The 19,519-nt window shown below is 65.8% G+C and carries 13 protein-coding genes and 1 pseudogene; 5 read left to right on the top strand and 9 right to left on the bottom strand.

The window, feature by feature from the left end:
* Window positions 1–716: 716 nt before the first annotated feature.
* Entirely contained in the window at window positions 717–1,070 is a 354-nt protein-coding gene (locus tag HY699_16640) for a four helix bundle protein (protein ID MBI4517432.1), read from the bottom strand.
* A 46-nt stretch (window positions 1,071–1,116) separates the two neighbouring features.
* A pseudogene (locus HY699_16635) lies at window positions 1,117–1,749 on the bottom strand (DUF1156 domain-containing protein).
* Between the two features lie 66 nt (window positions 1,750–1,815).
* Between HY699_16635 and HY699_16630 the strand changes: the two are divergent.
* Complete coding sequence (locus tag HY699_16630) at window positions 1,816–2,913, top strand: hypothetical protein (GenBank protein MBI4517431.1); 1,098 nt, start codon at window positions 1,816–1,818, stop codon at window positions 2,911–2,913.
* Window positions 2,914–3,065: 152 nt separating this feature from the next.
* Here the strand turns inward: HY699_16630 and HY699_16625 are convergent, their stop codons facing one another.
* Window positions 3,066–7,049: a DUF3883 domain-containing protein gene (locus HY699_16625; protein MBI4517430.1), complete on the bottom strand. Its 3,984-nt coding sequence runs from the start codon at window positions 7,047–7,049 to the stop codon at window positions 3,066–3,068.
* Between the two features lie 401 nt (window positions 7,050–7,450).
* Between HY699_16625 and HY699_16620 the strand changes: the two genes are divergently transcribed.
* Window positions 7,451–8,899: an NAD-dependent succinate-semialdehyde dehydrogenase gene (locus HY699_16620; protein ID MBI4517429.1), complete on the top strand. Its 1,449-nt coding sequence runs from the start codon at window positions 7,451–7,453 to the stop codon at window positions 8,897–8,899.
* A gap of 80 nt (window positions 8,900–8,979) precedes the next feature.
* Here the strand turns inward: HY699_16620 and HY699_16615 are convergent, their stop codons facing one another.
* The 5 genes from HY699_16615 to HY699_16595 are packed head-to-tail and all read right to left on the bottom strand — an operon-like array spanning window position 8,980 to window position 14,787.
* Window positions 8,980–9,552, bottom strand: a complete 573-nt coding sequence (locus HY699_16615) for a phosphatase PAP2 family protein (GenBank protein ID MBI4517428.1) — start codon at window positions 9,550–9,552, stop codon at window positions 8,980–8,982.
* On the bottom strand, window positions 9,552–11,039 hold the full coding sequence (locus HY699_16610) for a hypothetical protein (protein ID MBI4517427.1): 1,488 nt from the start codon (window positions 11,037–11,039) through the stop codon (window positions 9,552–9,554). The genes HY699_16615 and HY699_16610 overlap by 1 nt, the downstream gene beginning before the upstream one ends.
* The gene (locus tag HY699_16605; GenBank protein MBI4517426.1) at window positions 11,036–12,205 is read right to left on the bottom strand and encodes a hypothetical protein; all 1,170 of its coding nucleotides are present in this window, start codon (window positions 12,203–12,205) and stop codon (window positions 11,036–11,038) included. Before HY699_16605 ends, HY699_16610 begins: the two co-directional genes overlap by 4 nt.
* Before the next feature lie 11 nt (window positions 12,206–12,216).
* Complete coding sequence (locus HY699_16600; protein ID MBI4517425.1) at window positions 12,217–13,608, bottom strand: MBOAT family protein; 1,392 nt, start codon at window positions 13,606–13,608, stop codon at window positions 12,217–12,219.
* Between the two features lie 15 nt (window positions 13,609–13,623).
* Window positions 13,624–14,787, bottom strand: a complete 1,164-nt coding sequence (locus tag HY699_16595) for a glycosyltransferase family 4 protein (protein MBI4517424.1) — start codon at window positions 14,785–14,787, stop codon at window positions 13,624–13,626.
* 100 nt (window positions 14,788–14,887) lie between these two features.
* Between HY699_16595 and HY699_16590 the strand changes: the two genes are divergently transcribed.
* Entirely contained in the window at window positions 14,888–16,105 is a 1,218-nt protein-coding gene (locus tag HY699_16590) for a glycosyltransferase family 2 protein (protein MBI4517423.1), read from the top strand.
* Between the two features lie 10 nt (window positions 16,106–16,115).
* Window positions 16,116–17,297, top strand: a complete 1,182-nt coding sequence (locus HY699_16585) for a glycosyltransferase family 4 protein (protein ID MBI4517422.1) — start codon at window positions 16,116–16,118, stop codon at window positions 17,295–17,297.
* Between the two features lie 68 nt (window positions 17,298–17,365).
* On the opposite strand, the gene HY699_16580 is transcribed toward HY699_16585, so the two are convergent.
* Window positions 17,366–18,598, bottom strand: a complete 1,233-nt coding sequence (locus tag HY699_16580; GenBank protein MBI4517421.1) for a glycosyltransferase — start codon at window positions 18,596–18,598, stop codon at window positions 17,366–17,368.
* 203 nt (window positions 18,599–18,801) lie between these two features.
* On the opposite strand from HY699_16580, the gene HY699_16575 reads away from it, so the two are divergent.
* On the top strand, window positions 18,802–19,519 hold a 718-nt coding region (locus HY699_16575; GenBank protein MBI4517420.1), incomplete at its 3' end, for a prepilin peptidase.

The raw sequence follows: 19,519 nt of genomic DNA, 5'->3' as shown, positions 1-19,519 counted from the left end.
CGTGGTAAGGGTCACGAGCTGGCGCGGAGTGAAAAGGTCGCTCCATTCCGTGAGACCGTAGCCGTGGCAGGTACCGCCAGTTAGCCGAGAGGGCACGTCACCTGCCGGCCTCCAGTCGGGGTTCGCCTGATACGCCACAGCCTCCATTTCCGCAGTCGGTGACAGGTACACGCGCGTACGCACGCCCTCGGCGACGATCGCCATCATCCGGGCGCCGATACGCCCGGCGTTACCTTCTGCCTTTATGTAGTCGCCTTCAATTGGCGTCCCCGACATCAGGCACTTGAAGTTCGCCCCGCGCGACAGCTTGGTGCCGTTCTTCGCACTCTCGGCGTCTTTCGGCTTGCCCACCTTCACCGTGAAGCGGTAGCCGCTGCCCTCGACCACCGGCTCGACGTAGGACTCCTTCCCCGTCATTGTGGAGAGCGTGAAGGTGGAGGCGAGCGGCACGTCTACCTGCGCGAAGGCCGGGTTCGGGCTCTTCACCGTGCGCGCCCAGAGCCAGGCGATCACGGTGAGCTTCTGGCCTGCATAGTTCTTCAGATCCGGCCGCTCCTTCGCCATCTCCGCCGTGACCTCGATCTTCGGGTAGAGGTGGCCGATACGTTTCTCCGCCTCGTCGCGCATCCACTGGCCGTAGTAGCGCACATCCTCGGCCAGCCCCTGCGCGCCGCGCCAGGTACGAGGAAAGAGTGAAGAGGAGTGAGGAGTGAGTGTCACGCAGTCCTGAACTTGCGCCGCAGCGTCGTCAACATTCGACTCACTTCGTCCAGAAGCTGACGCAGCGTTTGGGTTTCCAGGGCCGGAAACCAGCCGATCTGCTCGCAGAGCGTGAGCAGGGTCTCGGCTTCCGCCAATGAACCTTGGGCTATCGCCAGGAACTGGGCTTTCTCCCGGATCGATTCCCGGGTCCATCCCTCGGCGATATTCGCCGGAATCGAGACGATCGCCCGAGTGATCTGAGACCGCATCCCGTACGTTTCCTCCTTGGGCAGCTTGGGCACCAGTCGATAGACCTCCCGCGCCGATTCCATCGCCTTCTGCCACACGATTGTTTCCCGGTAGTGCATGACCACCTCCCGACTCACTCCTCACTTCTCTCCACTCACTCCTCGCCTGCGGGTTGACTGGCGGTCGCCCCGCGAACTTCGGCGGGATTTCAATCATCGCCTTGTTAATCAGCACGGCCACCGGATTGAGGTCGCTGGCGTAGGCCTCCAGGCCGAGGCGCTGCGCTTCGAGCGGAAGCGCCCCGCCTCCGGCGAAGGGGTCGTGGAAGGCGGGCAGCTTCTCGGGATTGAACAGCGGATCGGGAGGAGAAGAGAGAAAAGAGGAGTGAGGAGTGAGAAGTGAGGGTGGAGCGCCTTTCTCGTTTCTCACTTCTCTTTCCTCACTTCTATCCTTGCATGCACGTCGCCAGCTCTGCCAGATCTCGTCACGCGCCTGCTGAAGGACCCTCTCGTTGGTAGTGTTCTCCCACAGCACGAGATCTTCGATGATCCGAAAGAGTCGCTGGCGCTCCTTCTCCTGCGCCTTCTCAGTCGGAAACAGATCCGGATGCGCCGACGGATCATCCACCATCTGCGCAAAGAGCACCGCCCGCGCCGCCGCCAACGGCCGCCGCGCCCACCACAGGTGGAGTGTGCTCGGGTGCCCGTGGCGAATCGACTTCTCCCGCGCCGACGCCTTGTTGATGGCATCGAGGGGCAACGCAACTTCGATGAGCTTTTTTCTCGTGACGGCAGGCATCTTGGACCTGAGTGATGCTATCCTTTACTCGCGATAAGCAAACCGACCGGCCGACGTAGGAACAACATGGGGGTACTCATCCTGGGAGCTGGAGCGTCAAAGGCCGCTGGGTATCCTCTTGCCTCAGAGCTGATGCCCGCGATCGATGTTGAAATGTCTGGTTCCCACGTGATGGACAAGAAACAGTGGTCGGATTGGGTTGAGTATCGGGAGTCCGCTTCAGGGCACCTGCGATTGGTCCTGGCTTGTCCCAATCCAGAAGTGACTCTCTCCCTGCTGGATCTCTATGAGCACACGTTGGCTGCGCATGACGATGCGGAGATGAGCAGGAGGCTCGCCGCTTGGCGGGCGGCGCCTGAGCTGCCGGTGGATGACAGTTACTATCAATTGCCCGAGCGCGACGAGCTTCATCGCGGAGTTGTTGCATGGGCCAGGTTGCTGGCTTGCCTGTATTCATACTTTGGATTCCGACACTACGACGACAGCACGCATCGGCCCCATCGCGACTACCTGCGAGGCTTGCTTGTATCGCTTCAGCCCGGGGACGTCGTCATTACCTTCAACTGGGATACGACCGTCGAGCGCACCCTGGCAGAGCAGGAGATGTGGTCGCCGTTCAACGGCTACGGGTTTGAGAAGGTCTTGCTCATGCGGTCGCCCATCGATGAACCGAGCGAGCTTCCCTCCGGCCTGCCGATGGCATCTCCGATCACCGTGCTGAAGTTGCACGGTTCGTTTGGTTGGCAATGTGCGAGCGATGGGAACATCATTTTCGACCACCGCTACTACCTCAATCACTTTGATTTTTGGTGGAACGGCAACCGCTTGCCGCTCATCGACCCATTGGCGCCAAGGGTTGGGCCACCGCGCGACTACGCCTTGGAGCATCCCACCTTTCTGAAGCGCATTCGCGGGAGTGCGATGCAAGAAGTTTGGCACCGGGCAACGACGGCACTCTCGAATGCGTCCATGGTCGAGGTCTGGGGCTACAGTCTGCCGGCAAGTGACATCGGTCCAAGAGTGCTCTTGAACGGGCTCCGCTTCCGCCTGGAGCGGGGGGACGTTGACGTTCACGTGCATCTTGGGCCGGACGGAGAGAGCCAGCGCCGTTGGCGAGAGTTTCTCGGGGAGCGCGCCACCGTCGACGATCGAAAACTTGAGTAGACTTCCTTTTGCAAACCGCGATTTTGCGACGGCGTCGAGCGGCTGGGATTCCCCGAAAAGAGAACCCCGCCCAAGGCCTTTCGGCGTGTCGGACGGGGGGCAGATGGTCTCGACCGCGTAGATCTCGTAATTCTCCATTTCAATCAGATTGGTCACGCCGGTACCCCGGCGCGCGCCAAGAGCTCTCCGAAGTCGTAGTTCACGCTCGTGACGCCGAAGTCGGGTTCGCGATGGAATGGCCGGCGCACGTAATGAACGCGGTGCTCTTCGCCGTCCAGGAACTCGACGATCGCTAGGATGAAGTCCTCGGGTTTGTTCAGGGAATAGAGGATCTCGTTCTTCGTCACGGTGATTGTGTCGGCGCCGGTGACGCGGCCCTTCACCTCGATGAAACGCAAGCGGCCGGTGCCGGGGATGCGGCTTTCGATGTCGTAGCCAAGCTTTTCCATCTCGCGGTCGGTTGGTTCAAACCCCAGGCGGCGCTCGATCTCCATGACGATCGCACGGGCGCGCGCCGCAGAGGCCTGCGTGTCAGGCGCCGCCGCGAGGGTCGGTGCCGGTCGCCCAGTCATCTTGGCGATCAGGCCTGCCGGTACCACCAACAGGCCGCCGAGGATGACGGGCGGCAGAGGTGAAATCTGCTGCTCCAGCTTCAGCTCCTCCATTCGCTTTTGGAGGCGTGCCTGCAGCGCGTCCGCGCGCTTTCGTGCCTCGCCTGAATTGAGCCGAGCGTTGGGCTTGCCCGCTTGCTCCTGCAGCTTGAGCTGCTCTGCACGATGATCCCAGTAGCTGATCTCCTTGGTAAGCCGGTCCTTCACCGCGGCTTCAGTCTTGGCGATGAGGTCCAGCTTGCGCGAGCGGACCTCCGCCAAATGTTCCGGCACGACATGTGCGACGGCGTGGCCCTGCGCTTTCTGCTCCAGCTCGCGGCTGATCCACGCGCACTCGGGACGATCAAGGAGTGCCTCCACGCCGGGCTCGTCGGCCGTGAGCGGCCGGTAGTCGAGATACGGCGCGTACGAGAAGTGAGAAAATAGAAGTGAGAAGTGAGGAGCTACGGCTGCCGGGCCTTCCGGCGCATCGTGGTTAGCATACGACTCGTCTCGTCCAGCAATCCGCGAAGGTCCTCGGTCTCCTTCCGCGGGAACCAGTCCAGATCCTCGCAAAGAGTCAGGAGGGTCTCGGTCTCCGCCAGTGAGCCCTGGGCGATCGCGAAAAACTGCGCCTTTTCCCGCACCGACTCCCTGGTCCATCCCTCCGCAATGTTCGCCGGCACCGAAACCACCGCGCGGGTGATCTGTGAACGCATCCCGTACGTCTCTTCCCTGGGCAACCTCGGCGCGAGCCGATAGACTTCCCGAGCCGCCTCCATGGCCTTTCGCCAAACCGTCAGCTCCCGGTAGTGCATCGCACCCTCCCTCGTTTCTCACTTCTCGTTTCTCTCTCCTCGCTTCCACGTAGAGCATGCGCTTGGAAACGATGCGCCGCTCGCCCGAGCGGGTGAGGCTCGCGTCCTGAATGCCGTGTTCCAGGTAGAAGAGCACGCGTGGCTCCGTGCCGGCGTCGCGCTCGTCCACCAGTACCGCGCCCCGCCGCAGCAGGTCGCGGTCGCGCTCTAGCGTGAGGTCGATGGTGGCGTCGAGCAACGGGTGACCTGGACACACGAACGCGGCGAGCGCCTGGCCCTGCGGTGCGACGAGCGACTTCTCGAAGGCAATGCGCTCGTAGCGCGGCAGCACGGGCTCGCCGATGCCGATCAGGCGGTCGCGGTTGCGCACCGGTGCGGGCACATGGGTGACCTCGTAGCGGCGGGGCTCGCGTTGCTTGGTCGTGCCGCCCAGCCGCTGGAATGCTTCCAGGAAGAAGGACTCGATGTAATGCGGCTGGAGCCGTCGCGCTTCGGCCCGTTCCATTTCCTCACGGATGCGATAGACGCGGCTCGCGTCCATGGCATCGTGGGCAAGGGCGCGCTCTTCGAGCAGGTCCTGGAGCTGGCTCTTGTCGAAGGCATGGGCCACAACCTGCGTGAGCCGGGCACGTACTTCCGGCCGTTCACCGTAGCGGATCGCCTCGATCAGGAGGTCACGCAGCGGCCGGCCGTCAAACTGGAGCTTGCCGAGGACGTCGAACACCTGGCCGCCGAGAGCGGTCCGGGCCTGTTCGAGCTTCTCCAGCAGGGTGCGGTAGACCTCGCCTTCGCGGGTGTCTTCAGCCACGAGGTTCCAAAGATGACACACTTCAGTTTGCCCGATTCGATGAATACGTCCAAAACGCTGCTCGATGCGGTTCGGGTTCCACGGCAGATCGTAGTTCACCATCAGGTGCGCGCGCTGCAGGTTGATGCCTTCACCCGCCGCGTCCGTCGCCAGGAGCACCTGCACTTCCGGGTCGTGTTTGAACGACTCCTGAGCGTTCATGCGTTCCTCGCGGCCCATGCCACCATGGATGATGACGACGGCTTCCTTGCGGCCGAGAAGCGTGGTGATGCGCTGCTCCAGGTAGTTCAGAGTGTCACGGTGCTCGGTGAAGAGAACCAGCTTCTGACGCGGCGACGGCACGGGCCGCGGAATCGGTCCCGAACCATACGGAGGGGAATCTCCCTCTCCCACGCGGTCGGCAAGGGCCGCCGGGGTAAAGATTTCACCAAGAAGGTTGGCAAGCTCGCGCCATTTCTTGTCTTCGCCACTACGGCGCACGGTCAGTGCGAGGGACTCCAACCGCTTGAGCGTGTCGATCTCGCCCTTCAGCTCGGTGATTGTACGCGCCGCCGTGGCCTGATCGAGGATCTCCTCTTCGGCGGCCTCGACCTCGTTGTCGGGCGCGTCTTCGAGGTCCTCGACATCCTCGGCGTCGAGGGTCGGCACGCTCGCGGCGATCACCGGTGCGACCTCGCCTCCGCGGTGGAGCAGTTCCAGCTCGCGAAGCCGGCTCTCAAGGCGCTCGCGGCGCCGACGCAGCGACTGGTAGATCGCCTCTGGTGAAGAGGCGAGCCGTCGCTGGAGGATGGTCAGCGCAAAGCCGACGGTACCGGCGCGCTTGTCGTTCTGCAGCGCCTCGGCGCGGTTGAACTCCTCGCGCACGTAATCGGTGACTTCTTTGTAGAGCTGCGCTTCGCGGTCGGAGAGCTTGTAAGCAACGGTATATGCGATGCGCTCGGGAAAGAGCGGCGTGGCGTCGAACTTGAGAAGGCCTTCCTTGACCATACGGCGCATGAGGTCCGAGACGTCGGCGGCGTGAACGCCGTCGCGGAAACGGCCCTCGAAGCGGTCGCCGTCCAGCAACGCCATAAACAGTTGAAAGTCCTCTTCCTTGCCGTTGTGCGGCGTGGCCGTCATCAGGAGAAAGTGGCGTGTCAGCGTTGAGAGGAGCTGCCCCAGCTTGTAGCGCTTGGTGTACTTGATCTCGCCACCGAAGAAGGTGGCCGACATTTTGTGCGCCTCGTCGCAGACGATCAGATCCCAGCCGCAGTCCGGTGCCGCGAGTTTCAGCTGCACGTCCTCGTTGCGGGAAAGCTTGTCGAGGCGCGCGATGACGAGGTTAGTTTCCAGGAACCAGTTGCCGGTGCGTGCGGCTTCGAGCTTGTCGTTGGTGAGGATCTCGAACGGCAGATGAAACCGGCGATAGAGTTCATCCTGCCACTGCTCGGCCAGGCTGCCGGGGCAAACGACGAGGCAGCGCTGCAGATCGCCGCGGGCGATCAGTTCCTTCATCAGGAGCCCCGCCATGATCGTCTTGCCGGCACCGGGATCGTCGGCGAGCAGGAAACGCAGCGGCTGGCGCGGCAGCATGGCGTCGTAGACAGCCGTGATCTGGTGCGGCAGCGGCTCGACCACGGAGGTGTGCACCGCAAGCACCGGGTCGAAGAGATGCGCGAGCCGGATGCGGTGCGCTTCAGAGACGAGCCGGAAGCGCGCGCCGTCGCCGTCGAAGCTCCAGGGCCGGCCCTGCTCGACGACTTCAAGGCGCGGCTCGTCGTGGCGGTAGACCAGTTCGTTGGCGACCTTGCCGGCGGGCGTCTTGTAGGTCAGCTCAAGGGCCTCCGAGCCGAACCACTGCACGCTCACGACCGTGACCAGGGCATCCGGGAGGATGCCTCGCACGGCGGCGTTCGGCTGGAGGTCTTCGAGGCGAGTCATATCGTTGGGAACACGCAGCTCCCGAATCGTCGGCACTATGGCACGCAGAGGAAATGGCTTCCAGCATTCGGGCGCACGCACGATGTTTCGGGAAAAGGGCGCCGACGAGATCGACGCGCGTCCCCGCGGACCGAAGACGAGGACGGTGGACGCCTGCATACCCCGGGGCGGCGCGTTGCTCACGGCTGCCACTCGGCTGGAAGCATGGCGAACGGACTGCGACGCGTGTGGCGGTCCACACGAGTTAAATATACGGTCTCATCGAATATTTTGCCTCACTTCGCGACCTGGAACGGGATGTCGCAGATAACCTCTTGCCCCAACTCGATTGGATCGCGAAGATGCTACGAGTATTGCACAGGCCCCCGGCAAGACGCAGCTTGGAAACCAAAGGTTGAATGATGACCTCCGATCCTTTTCCTCCATCCTCAATGTTCATCGATGGCGACTGGACCGCTGCGTCCGACGGCGCGCGCATGAACATCATCAACCCCGCCACCGAGGAAGTTGCCGACTCGGTGCCGGTGGCAACGGCGGCGGACTTGGACCGGGCGCTGGCAGCGGCGGATCGTGCCTGGCGATCGTGGCGCGAGGTTGATGCGTGGACACGCAGCGCGGCTCTGCGCCGCGTCGCGCAGCTGATCCGTGAGCGCGCCGCGGCCATCGCGGCGGTGCTCACCGAAGAGCAGGGCAAGCCGTTGGCGGAGGCGAAGGGCGAGGTGCTGGCGGCGGCCGATCAGTTCGATTGGTACGCCGACGAGGCGCGGCGCATTTACGGCCGAGTGATCGACGGTCATTCGCGCGAGCAGCGTTTGCTCGTATTGCGCCAGTCGATTGGGCCGGTGGCCGCGTTCAGCCCGTGGAATTTTCCGGCGCTGCTGCCGGCGCGCAAGATCGCGCCGGCGTTGGCGGCCGGCTGCGCGATCGTCGTCAAGCCCGCCGAAGAAGCCCCGCGCACGGCATTCTGTCTCGCCCAGGCCTGCCATGACGCCGGTATTCCGCCGGGCACGGTCAACGTCGTCACCGGCAACCCGGCATTCATCAGCCGGCACCTGATTGGCTCCAGCGTCATTCGCAAGGTGAGTCTCACCGGCTCGGTGCCGGTCGGGCGCGAGATCTTGCGTCTGTGTGCTGAGGGCATCAAAGCCGTCTCGATGGAGTTGGGCGGACACGCACCGGTGTTGGTGTTTGCCGATGCCGACATCGAGCAGGCCGCCGAAACCGCGGCCCGCGGCAAGTTCCGCAACAACGGGCAGGTCTGCATCGCCGCCAGCCGGTTCTACGTGCACGAATCGGTCGCCGCGCGGTTTACCGAACGCTTCGTCGAGGTGACGCAGGCGCTCCGCTTGGGCGACGGACGCGACCCGCGCACCGACATCGGCCCGCTCGCCAACCGGCGGCGGCTGGAGGCGGCCGAGGGGCTGATCGCGGACGCACTCGCTCGCGGCGCCGTGTTACGCTGCGGCGGGCGGCGGCCGCCAGAGTTCACGCGCGGATTCTTTTTCGAGCCGGCGGTGCTCACCGGCGTCGATGCCACCATGCGGGTGATGACCGAGGAGCCCTTCGGCCCGATCGCGCCGATCGCCACGTTCGCCGATCTCCCCGATGCGCTCGCGCAAGCGAACGCATCGCCGTACGGGCTTGCCGGCTACGTCTTCACGCGCGACACGCGCACCGCGTTCCTGGCCTCGGAAGGATTGGAAGTCGGCATGGTCGGCGTGAACAACCTCGTCATCGCGGCAGCGGAGATCCCGTTCGGCGGGGTGAAACAGTCCGGCTTCGGCCGCGAAGGCGGCAGCGAGGGCATCGAGTCGTACACCGCCACCAAGTACGTCAACATCCGGCTGTGAGTAGGCTGGCACAGCCGGGGAGACCAGGGCCGGCTGAACTAGGAGAGCGCTCTTTTCAAACCGGTGGGCGCCGCTCTTCCCTAATCCGGCGCGCGCGCCGGGGCGGCGGCCAACAAGCCCGCGGCGCGGCCCACTGCCAACCCGGCCAGAGCGCCGCACAAGACGTCGGACGGGTAGTGCACCCCGAGGTAGACCCGCGAGTACGCCACCAAGGCTGCCGGCGCGAACCACAGCCAGCCGAAGCGAGGGTCATAGGCCGCCACCGCCGCGGCTAGGGCGAAGACGTTGGCCGCATGATTCGACGGAAACGAAAACGAATCGGAACACGAGCCGATCAGCTCAACGCCCACCAGCACGTGGCACGGACGCGCTCGCTGCACCAGGTTCTTCACCATAGTGGCGCTGCCGTCCACCACCCCGAGCAACAGCAACGCACCGCCGGCCAGTAGCCAGCGGTGTCGCCACCGGGTACCGCCGCCTCCCAATGTCATCCGGTAGGCAGCGATTGCCGCGATGGGAAGATAGAAATTCTGCGGCTCGGTTACATACAGCATCAGCGCATCGAGGAGTTTCGTGCGCAGCTGCGCGCCGATGATTAGCAGCAGCGCGGTGTCATAGGATGCAAGCGTCGCCAGCCAGCCGCCTTCCGTCATCAGTCCACTCGCACGAAGATCTGGTATGGGTGGGTTACTGCCGACGCGGCAAAGCCGGCCGGCGACGGGGCGCCGGCCGGGGCGACGATCCAGGGCTCGTTCGTCTGCGCCAGGCCGGCGGCCGGCATCTCCAGTACCGACCGATCAACGCTGTAGGCCAGCAGCAGTCGAATGCATTCCGGTACCCCGTCGGCGAGGCCGGCGCTACGCGCGGGCACCTGCGCGGCCAAGCGCTCGGCCACATCCCATTGGGCATGACATTGGCGGATGCGCGGCAGATCATCCGCCAACCAATAGCCCAGGGCCACGCCCAGATGAGCAACCAGGAACGCCGCCAGCGCACAGCGGGGCCGCCGCAGCCGCGGTCCCAGCGGCAGCCAGCCGCATAACAGCAAGACGGGCAGCAGCGGTAGGAGATAGCGCAGGCCCCCGTCGAACGGCCACACCAGGTAGATGGCCAAGTAGAACGGGAGCGTCAGCGCCAGCACATCAGGGCCTTGGCGAACCAGCTGCCACCATCCCGCCAGTACCAGGGCGCAGAGCGGAAGGTAGACCAACATGTTGACATCGAGCCAGCGCCCCGGTGGCCCATACGACTTCAGCATGCCGGGCACGAGGAGGCGGCCAACCTCGCTGACGCGCACGCGCACCATTTCGCTCAACGGCACTAGCGGTGACGCGGTGCCGGCAAACAGCGGCGAGGCGTTGATGAAGCCGTCCAGATGGGTGCCGCGCTGATCGGCCGAACGGGCGGCGGCGCGCACGTCGTAATGGGCGAAGCCGACCACCGTCACCGCCGCCGGTAACGCGGCTATCCCGATCATGGCGAACGCGAACGTGCGACTGAAGCGGCGCCGCCGGGCCGCCACAAGCGTAGCGAGCGCGAAGCCGGTAACCAGCACCCCGCCAACCTCGCGTATCAGACACAGCAGAACCGACAACACGCTCCCCAGCACGGTCCAGCCCACCGCCCGGCGCGGCGCCGGCACCGCCAACGCCATGTCCCACGCGTTGGCGGCCCATACCATCACGGCCATGAACGCCAGCTCGCTGAGCGGACGGCGGTAGTGGAGCCAGAGCGCGGCATTGACCATCACCGTCCCGGTCAGCAAGAGCGCCGCAGTGCAATGCCTGGCACGCAGCCAGCGATACACGCCCAGCAGCAGCCCCACGGCCAAAGCCCACTGCAAGAGCGAGAGCCGCAGAAACGGCCGGCCCGAAATCAAGAAAGCGGGGCTTGCCAGGAGCGGATAGCCGGGCGGGTAGCCCAGCTGCTCGCTGCCCAGTCGCAGCAACCCATGCCCGCCGGCGAGGCTGCGCGCCACCGACAGGTAGGTGAGCGAGTCCGGGCTGGCGTACCACCACGGGCCGACTTGCGCCAGCAATAGTGCCGCCAAGAGGGCTAGCAACCGGCGCGGGTGCTCGCACCAACGTTCGAGTGCGAGTTCGAGCGCCGCCAAACGGGCGGAAAGCACGGCGTGAGTCACGGCCTCTCCATCGCCACCGTCGTCGAGCTGCGGCCCGCGATCTCACTGACGAGTCGCGCAAACCGGCTCTCCATCACTGTTTGAGCGATACGGTCACTGTCCTGGTGCGACAGGTGCGACTCGATCGCCGCCTCATCTACCGGCGCAGCCGTGGCCGCAAGCAAGCGCGCCACCTCGCCACAGCTGCGGCAGTTGTCGGGGCCGCCCAGGGCGTAACGTAAGAGCGCGTGTCCGAGGGCGGGAACGAAGTGGCAGACGTCGATGAAGTACCTGTCCGCACGCGCCAGCTCGGTGTAACCGGAGAAGTCCGTGTAAGGTGTCACCGCCGCCAGGTCGCGCTTCCAAGCGAGGAAGGTCGGCCATTGGCCGCTCTGGCGGATCGTTTCCAACTCGTACTCGCTCAGCGGCGGCACCAGCAGCACCAAGTCGAGGCCGCGAGCGCGTAGCCGCCCCACCGCGGCGCGAAACAGCTCCAGGTGCCGTGGTGCCGCGCGGTAGCGGCGGTAGATGTCCACCCAGTTCTCCAGCTCGTAACGGATTCGCCCTGGGCTCTTATCGGCCAACCTGCTGATGTCGGGATGGTCCGCCGCCGCCGCGATCTCCGCCTCCGGCCACGGTAACGGCAGCGCGCGGGCGCGCCCGCCGCCGAACGGATTGGACGCCTTCAGCAGTTCCCGGCGGCTGGCATCGAGAGCGTCCAGACTGAACAAGGTCTCGGTGACCAAGCGCGGCCACTCCCCGGCGAGCCGCGCCCGCGTCTGCTGATCGCGGAAGCCGGCGAACTGCTCGCTGAAGGCGTAGAACTCAATCACCCACACCAGCCGCCGCAGCCGTGGGTTTGCCGTTGCCAGCTCGACGATGGTGGTGAGTTCTTCGAGCGAGGCCCCGAGCAAACCGGCGTTGAGGAAATCCTCGTCGCGAACGCCGTCGCCGGCCGGCATGCCGTAGACCACGCGCGAGCTGCCCACCAGCACCGTTGCCGGTTGCTCGACGCGCACCCGGTACGGGACCGCCAGGCGGTTATACCCGTCGCGGCTGCTCACCGCCGTTTCCAGCAATCTGTTCCATGCCCCGAACGGATTGGCCAGCCGATTGACGGCCGCCACCGCCAGGGCAAAACCTGCGAGGTAGCAAAACATCAGACGAAGGCGGCGATCGGCGGCCATGGGCAACGCCTTCAAAACTGGAAGTACAGGAAGGGGGACGGGTCACCCAAGCGCAGCAAGCACAAACCCGCCATGACTGCGAAAGCGGCGGCGTAGACGTGATCACTGCGCCACTGCCGTTCGATCATAGCTTGCACCGCGCGGCGGTTGGGAGACCACAGCACCAGCGCCAAACCGGCCAGCAGCCACTGCCATTCGTCGGCATCGAAGAAACGTGGTGTGAGCTCGAGGCTGGCATCGCTCACGCCCACCATCGCGAGCAGCACAAGCTGCGCCCGCGCCAGCGATGGGGCGCGGAAGATCACCCACGCCACCAGTATGGCCGCGAAGGTGAGCGCCCAACTCAAGGCAGTTGGCAGCTCGATCCGGCTCCGGCGCCAGAGGTGGTTGATCGCCAGACAAAGACCGAGCAGTCCGCCCCAGAGAACGAACTTCCAGCTCGCCCCGTGCCACAAGCCGCCCAGCAGCATGGTGATGAGGAGATTCAGGTAATGCCGCACCTCCCCACGGCGGCTGCCGCCGAGGGGAATGTAAAGGTAGTCGCGCAAGAAGCTCGAGAGCGTAATGTGCCAGCGCCGCCAGAAGTCGATCATGCTGCGCGCTTGGTAGGGCGAGGAGAAGTTCTCCGGGAGCCGAATGTTGAACAACTGCGCCAACCCGATCGCCATGTCCGAGTAGCCCGAAAAATCGAAGTAGAGTTGCAGCGCGAACGCCAGCGTCGCACCCCAGGCGTCGGCGAAAAACACCGCCGGTGCCCGGTCGAACACCGGCGCCGCCCACGGGGCGAGCGTATCGGCCAGGATCACCTTCTTAAACAGGCCGATGGCGAATACGAACAGGCCGGTGGCGACGTTGGCCGGGGTTAGGACGAAGGTGCTTACTCGGTTGAGCTGCGGCAGGATTTCCGCCGGGCGCACGATCGGGCCCGCGATCAGCCGCGGGAAGAAGGTGGTGAATAGGCAGTAGCTGAGGAAGTTCTGCCCGTACGGGGCGCCGCGGTAGGCATCGACGAGATAAGTGATCTGCTCGAAGGTGAAGAATGACACCGCCAGCGGCAATGCCACCGGCTCGATCCGCCAACTTGCTCCGGCCACGATGTTGGCCGTGTCAACCAGGAAGTTGGCGTACTTGAAGTAGCCCAGCACCGTCAGGTTGAGCGCGATGCCGCAGGTCAAAAGCGCCCGGTTAGCGTGCCGGCGCAGCAGCAGCCCCCAAACGTAGTTGAAGGCGAGCGAGCCCAATAGCAAGAAGACGTAGCGCCAATTCCACCAGCCGTAAAAGAACAGCGAGGTTGCCGTCAGCCAAGTGATCGCGACGGCTCGGCCGCGGCGAACGGCCAGCCCGTAGCCGAGCAGCACCACCGGCAAGAACGCCCAGACAAACGCCTGCGAGTTGAACAGCATGCGGCATCCCGCGGGCTAGGTGCGGCAGACCTGCTCGTAGATCGCGCGTGTGTGTTCGGCAGTGCGCCGCCACGACAGCTGCTGCGCCCGCTGCCGGCCGGCGGCCACCAAGCGCTCGCGGACGGTGCGATTGCGCAGGACCTCCAGCAGCCGTGCCGCTAGCTCGCCGGCATCGGTCGGAGCGGCGAGCAGCCCGGCCTCGCCAACGACCTCCGGCAGCGATGCCGCCCGTGCCGCCACCACCGGCGTGCCGCAGGCCATGGCCTCAACCACCGGCAGGCCAAACCCCTCGTAGAGCGATGGGAAGGCGAAGACCTCGGCGTGGCGGTAGAACTCGACCAAATCGGTGTCGGGCACGTCGCGGAAGATCCGCACCCACGGACGTAACGGCGCCACCGCCGGGTTAGCCAGCGGGTCTTGCCAGCGCCAGCCGTCGCGCCCTACCAACACCAGCCCGGTCTGCTCGCCCGCCGCGTGCAGGCGGCGCAGGGCCTCGAACAGCAACGCGTGATTCTTGCGCGGCTCCAACACCCCGACGCTCAATATGAATCGGTCGGGCAGATCGTAGCGCTGCCTGAGATCCGCGCTCGGGGTTGCGAACCGGAAGTGCTCCGCCACGCCGAGCGGAACCGTGGTGATGTTGCTTGCGGCGACGATGCCGAGGCGCATGAGGTCAGCGCCGGTGCTGGCGGAGTCGACCAGCACATGGTCGGCGCGGCGCAGGGCGCGGCGCATGAACAGCCGGTACGCCATTCTTCGCTCCCAAGGGTGGCAGTGCGGCAGCAGCAACGGCGTGAGGTCGTGCAGCGTGACCACCCGCTTGATGCGCCGGGGCAGGAAGGTGCCGCCGAACTGATTGGGGAAGTGCAGCAGGTCCAGCTGTAACTCGTCGGCCAGGCGGCGATACGCATACTCGAGTGCGCGCAACACCTTCGCCGCCAGCGTCGAGCGCACCGGTACTGCGCATTGGCGGCCACGGTCATAGATGTCGAGGCGACCGGTGCCGTGGCGGATCAGCACGTACTCGGTGGCTTGGTCGATCGCCCGCAGTTCCTTGACCAGGTTGTAGATGTACACGCCCACGCCGCCGTTGGCGATGTGCACGGCGCCGGCCGTGACACGCTCCTCCAGCCCGTCGGTAACGATGCCGATTCGTAGCGGCCGATTCGGGCAACGCATAGGCGAGCGGAGCGCTATCACCAACAGCGGGCGGCCGACAAGCGGGGCGCGCCTCGGCCCTTTCCTGCCGGGCACGACATGCGCTAAATGCGCGAGACTGATGTCGGAGGCGGATGCGAACCTTGCAGTAGCCGAGAGCGCAGTTGCCGCTGGCGAGCTGGCAGGCGACGGGCTCGAGGTGTCGGTGGTGTTGCCGTGTTTGAACGAGGCGAGCACGGTGGGTGCGTGCGTACACAAGGCCAGCCAGACGCTACAACGCCTTGGCCTTCGCGCCGAGGTGATCGTGGTCGACAACGGCTCCACCGACGGCTCGGCGGCGGCCGCCGCCACCAGCGGTGCGCGGGTTGTGCGTGAACCTAGCCGCGGTTACGGCAGCGCGTTGATGTGCGGAATTGCGGCGGCGCGGGCGCCGGTCATCATCATGGCCGATGCCGACGATTCCTACGACCTGACGGACCTCGAACGGTTCGTCGCCGCCGTACGGGCGGGAGCGGATCTGGTGATGGGCTCGCGCCGGCGTGGCGCGATCGAGCCGGGGGCCATGCCCGTGTTGCATCGCTGGTTCGGCAACCCGTTGTTTTCGGCCATCGTGCAGTGGCTGTTTCGCGTCGAGTTGTCCGATACCCATTGCGGCATGCGCGCGTTCACCAAGCAGGCCTACCGGCGCATGCAGTTGCAGACCACCGGTATGGAGTTCGCCTCCGAGATGGTGGTTAAGGCGGCGCTGGCCGGGCTGAGGATTCGGGAGATTCCGATCACGCTGCATCGCGATGGCCGCTGCCGGCCTTCGCACTTGCGCTCCTTTCGCGACGGCTGGCGCCATCTGCGCTTCATCCTGCTGTTCTCGCCCAGCTACCTCTTCCTGGCCCCCGGCATCCTTTGCATGGTCATCGGCCTGCTGCCGTTGATCTTGCTCGGCAACGGGCCGCGGGATTTCGCCGGCCTCCATTTCGATGTTCACTACATGGTGCTGGGCAGCCTCTTGAGCGTGCTGGGCTATCAAATTGTGACGACCGGCATCTTCGCCAAAGCCTACTCGCACTCTGCGCGCCTCTATGCCCCCGACCGAACGCTGGCCTGGCTAATGCGCTACTTCAATCTCGAACGCGGCCTGGCGGTCGGCGGCCTGTTGTTCGGGCTCGGCTTCAGCATCGACGCTGCCATCCTGGTGCGCTGGCTCGCTAGCGGTATGGGCGGCCTCGACGCGGTGCGGCCGGCGCTACGAGCCTCGACGTTGATGATCGTCGGCGCGCAGACGATTTTCTCCTCCTTCTTTCTCAGCATGCTGGCGGTGCCGCGCCGCCCGCCCGTCACCTGAGAGCCGGCGCATGCGCATCGCCATCGTTTACGATTGCCTGTACCCGTACACCATCGGGGGCGCGGAACGCTGGTATGCCAGCCTGGCCGAGCGCCTGAGCGCGCGCCACGAGGTGACCTACGTCACCCGCCGGCAGTGGGGGCGTGCGGACCGGCCGGCCGGGCCAGGGGGGGCGCAGGTGGTGGTCGTCTCCGGCGGGCGCCGACTCTACACTGCCGGCGGCCGGCGCGCGATCTTGAGCCCGCTGCGCTTCGGCTGGGGGGTGTTCTGGCACCTGCGGCGGCGGCGGCGGGACTACGACGTCGTCCACACCTGCGGCTTCCCTTACTTCTCCCTGGTGGCGGCGCGCGCGGCCTGCGCCTGGGGCGGTCCGGCGGTGGTGACGGATTGGATCGAGATCTGGAGCCCGCAGTACTGGCGTGAATACTTGGGCCGCCTGCGCGGCGGGATCGGCGCCGTTGTACAGCAGCTGTGCATTCGTCTCACAGAGCGTGCGTTTGTGCTGTCGCAGCTGCAGGCCAGGCGACTGCTCAAGGAAGGGTATCGCGGCCAACCGGTCGTGCTTTCGGGCATCTACGCCGGGCCGTCGGTGACCACTAACGGCGGGCTGCCGGTTGACGATCCGCTGGTGGTGTACGTCGGCCGGCACATCCGCGAGAAGCGCGCGCGGGTGATTCCGGCGGCGGTTGCGCTGGCGCGAGATCGCATCCCGCAGTTGCGGGCGACGATCTTCGGTGACGGCCCGGATCACCGGCGGGTTCTGGCGGAGATTGAAAGGCTGGGCTTGGCCGACCGCATTTGCTGTCCCGGCTTCGTCGCTTGGGAGGAGATCGACACCACGCTGCAACGCGCTACCTGCCTGCTGTTGCCCTCGCAACGCGAAGGCTACGGGCTGGTGGTGGTTGAAGCCGCGGCGCGTGGGGTGCCGTCGATCGTGGTGCGCGCACCCGACAATGCTGCCATCGAGCTGATTGTGCCGGGCGAGAATGGCCTGGTGGTGGACAGCGCCGAGCCCGGCGTGCTGGCCGAGGCCATCGCCGCGGTGCACGCCGCCGGCCCGGCCCTGCGCCAGCGCACCCGGGCGTGGTACGAGCAGAACGCCGGGCGCCTGGCCATCGACGCAGCGCTGGCGCAGGTGGAGGCGGTGTATGCCCAGGTGACCGCACCAGCAGCGGGCCGACAACCGGTATGAGTTAAAACCCCATCCGATCAATACCAGTGCGCTCTCGCGCGTGGGTTGCCTGCTTTGGCCAAGGCGGGTCAGGGAGGATTTGTGGACGTCCCAAAATCCCCCTCGGATTGCGGTCGAGCTTTGATCAAGCGTTGCAGAATGCGCAGCAGCTCCGCACCCAGCACTTTGGGTGTAGCCCGCTGGCGATAGAGCGTGATGCCCGCTCGTGCCAGCGCCGTGCGCCGGGCGGGGTCGTCGCGCAATGCCAACAGCGCCCGCGCCAGCGCGGCGGCATCTCCCGCAGGCACCAAGACGGCGTGCTGATCGGGCAAGACCAGCTCGCGAATGGCGGGGGTGTCCGCTGTCACCAACGCTCGCCCCGCCGAGAGGATGTCGAACACCTTGCACGGAATCACGCGGCTGGCTTTCTTCGTCGTACCGAAGATCCCGAGCGCCACGTGCGAGCCCTCGAGCTGCTCGCGCAGTTGCGCCGGCGGCACAAAGCCGGGGATGAAGGTGACGTTCTCCAGCCCGGCCGCCGCCGCCGCCGCGGTGGGGAACCCCTGGCCGTTGCCGATCAGCGTGAATTGCACGCCATCACGTTGCAGGGCAGCGGCGGCAGCGATGATCACCGGCACGCCGTGCAGGGGAATGTGGGTGCCGAACCACAACACCCGCAACGGCGGCGCCGGCGGCTCGGGCGGCGGCTCGCCCGCCGGCGGCGAGAACAAGTCGTCTTCTTCGCCCACCAACACTCGGAACAATTTGTGGCGTGGCAACTGGAAGTCCTCGGCGTAGTGGCGAACCATCGCCTCGGTGTCGAGGATGACGGCGTCGGCCAGCCGGCAAGCCAGGCGATCGAGAAAGCGCAAGCCGCCGGCTTTGAACGATCGCGGTGCCACCAGCTGGCGATCCTCGACCATCGTATCGTAGAGCGAGATGAACGGATCGAAAACCACCGGGCGGCGGCGCATCAGGCTGAGCAGGCGTACCAGGATGATGTCGAGATAACCCTCGGGTCCGACCAGCACCGCATCGTAGCGGCCGACCTCGAAGAAGCGGCGCAACAAGCTGGCTTCGGCGCGTAGCACGTGTGCCAAGCTGCGCAGCGAGAACAACGACTGCGCGGCATGCACGCGCTCGCCCGAGCTGGCCCACAACGGCGCGCGACATTCGATTACCTCGACGCCGTTGTCGCGCAGCCCGCGCAGCAGCACGCGCGGGCGCGGGTAGCCCGCCGCGGTGGTGGCGGTGCCGAAGAACAACACGCGCAAGCCGCGTGCGGCGGGCTGGGGCGGCGTGCTCTGAGCCGGCGTCATCATGCTCCCTCTACTACGACTGCCGCCGCGCGCCCAGCGCCGCCGCTGATCCGACGGCGCCCGCCCGGCTTGCAGTGCACCGGCCGGTTGAGCTAGCACCGGCCATCGTGAAGGGCCGCACCACTCACCGCGAAGGGCTGAAATGATCGCGAGCATCCAGCAGATGCCCGAGCGCCGGTGAGCGGGCCGGCTGCGGAAAGGGCCTGATGCTCCTCGCCATCGCTTTCGTCTTCGGGGCCGTTATCGGCAGCTTTCTGAACGTGTGCATCTGCCGCATCCCCGCCGGTGAGTCGGTGGTGCGGCCGGCGTCGCGCTGTCCCGGCTGTCAAACCCCGATCCGGCCTTACGACAATATCCCGATCCTGAGTTATCTAGTCTTGCGCGGGCGCTGCCGGAGTTGTGCCGCGCCGATCTCGTTGCGCTATCCCTTCATCGAGGCGCTGGCGGGCGTGGCCGCGGCGGCGGCGGTATGGCACCGGGGCCCAACGATTGAAGCAGCGGCCGCCTTCACGTTCATGGCCGCGTTGATCGTGGTGACGTTCGTCGATCTCGATCACCAGATAATTCCCGACGTGATCAGCCTGCCGGGGATAGCGCTCGGGCTCCTCGCTGCGCTGGTGTTGTCAACCCCGGGGTTCATCAGCGCGATCATTGGCGCCGTGCTTGGCGGCGGTGTCTTGTTCGCCGTGGCCGCGGGCTACCAGTGGTTCACGGGCCGCGAAGGCATGGGCGGCGGGGACATCAAGCTGCTGGCCATGATCGGCGCCTTCCTCGGCTGGCGGGCGATCCCGGTGACCCTGCTGTTGGCGTCGCTCAGCGGCTCGCTGGTCGGGCTGAGTCTGATCCTGCTGCGCCGGGCCGATGCGCGCGTGCCGATTCCTTTCGGCCCTTTCCTGGCAGCCGGCGCGGTCTGCGCGATGTTCT

The sequence above is a fragment of the Deltaproteobacteria bacterium genome, assembly GCA_016210005.1.
Taxonomy (GTDB): Bacteria; Desulfobacterota; Binatia; order HRBIN30; family JACQVA1; genus JACQVA1.
This window is presented reverse-complemented; position numbering and strand designations above follow the sequence as displayed.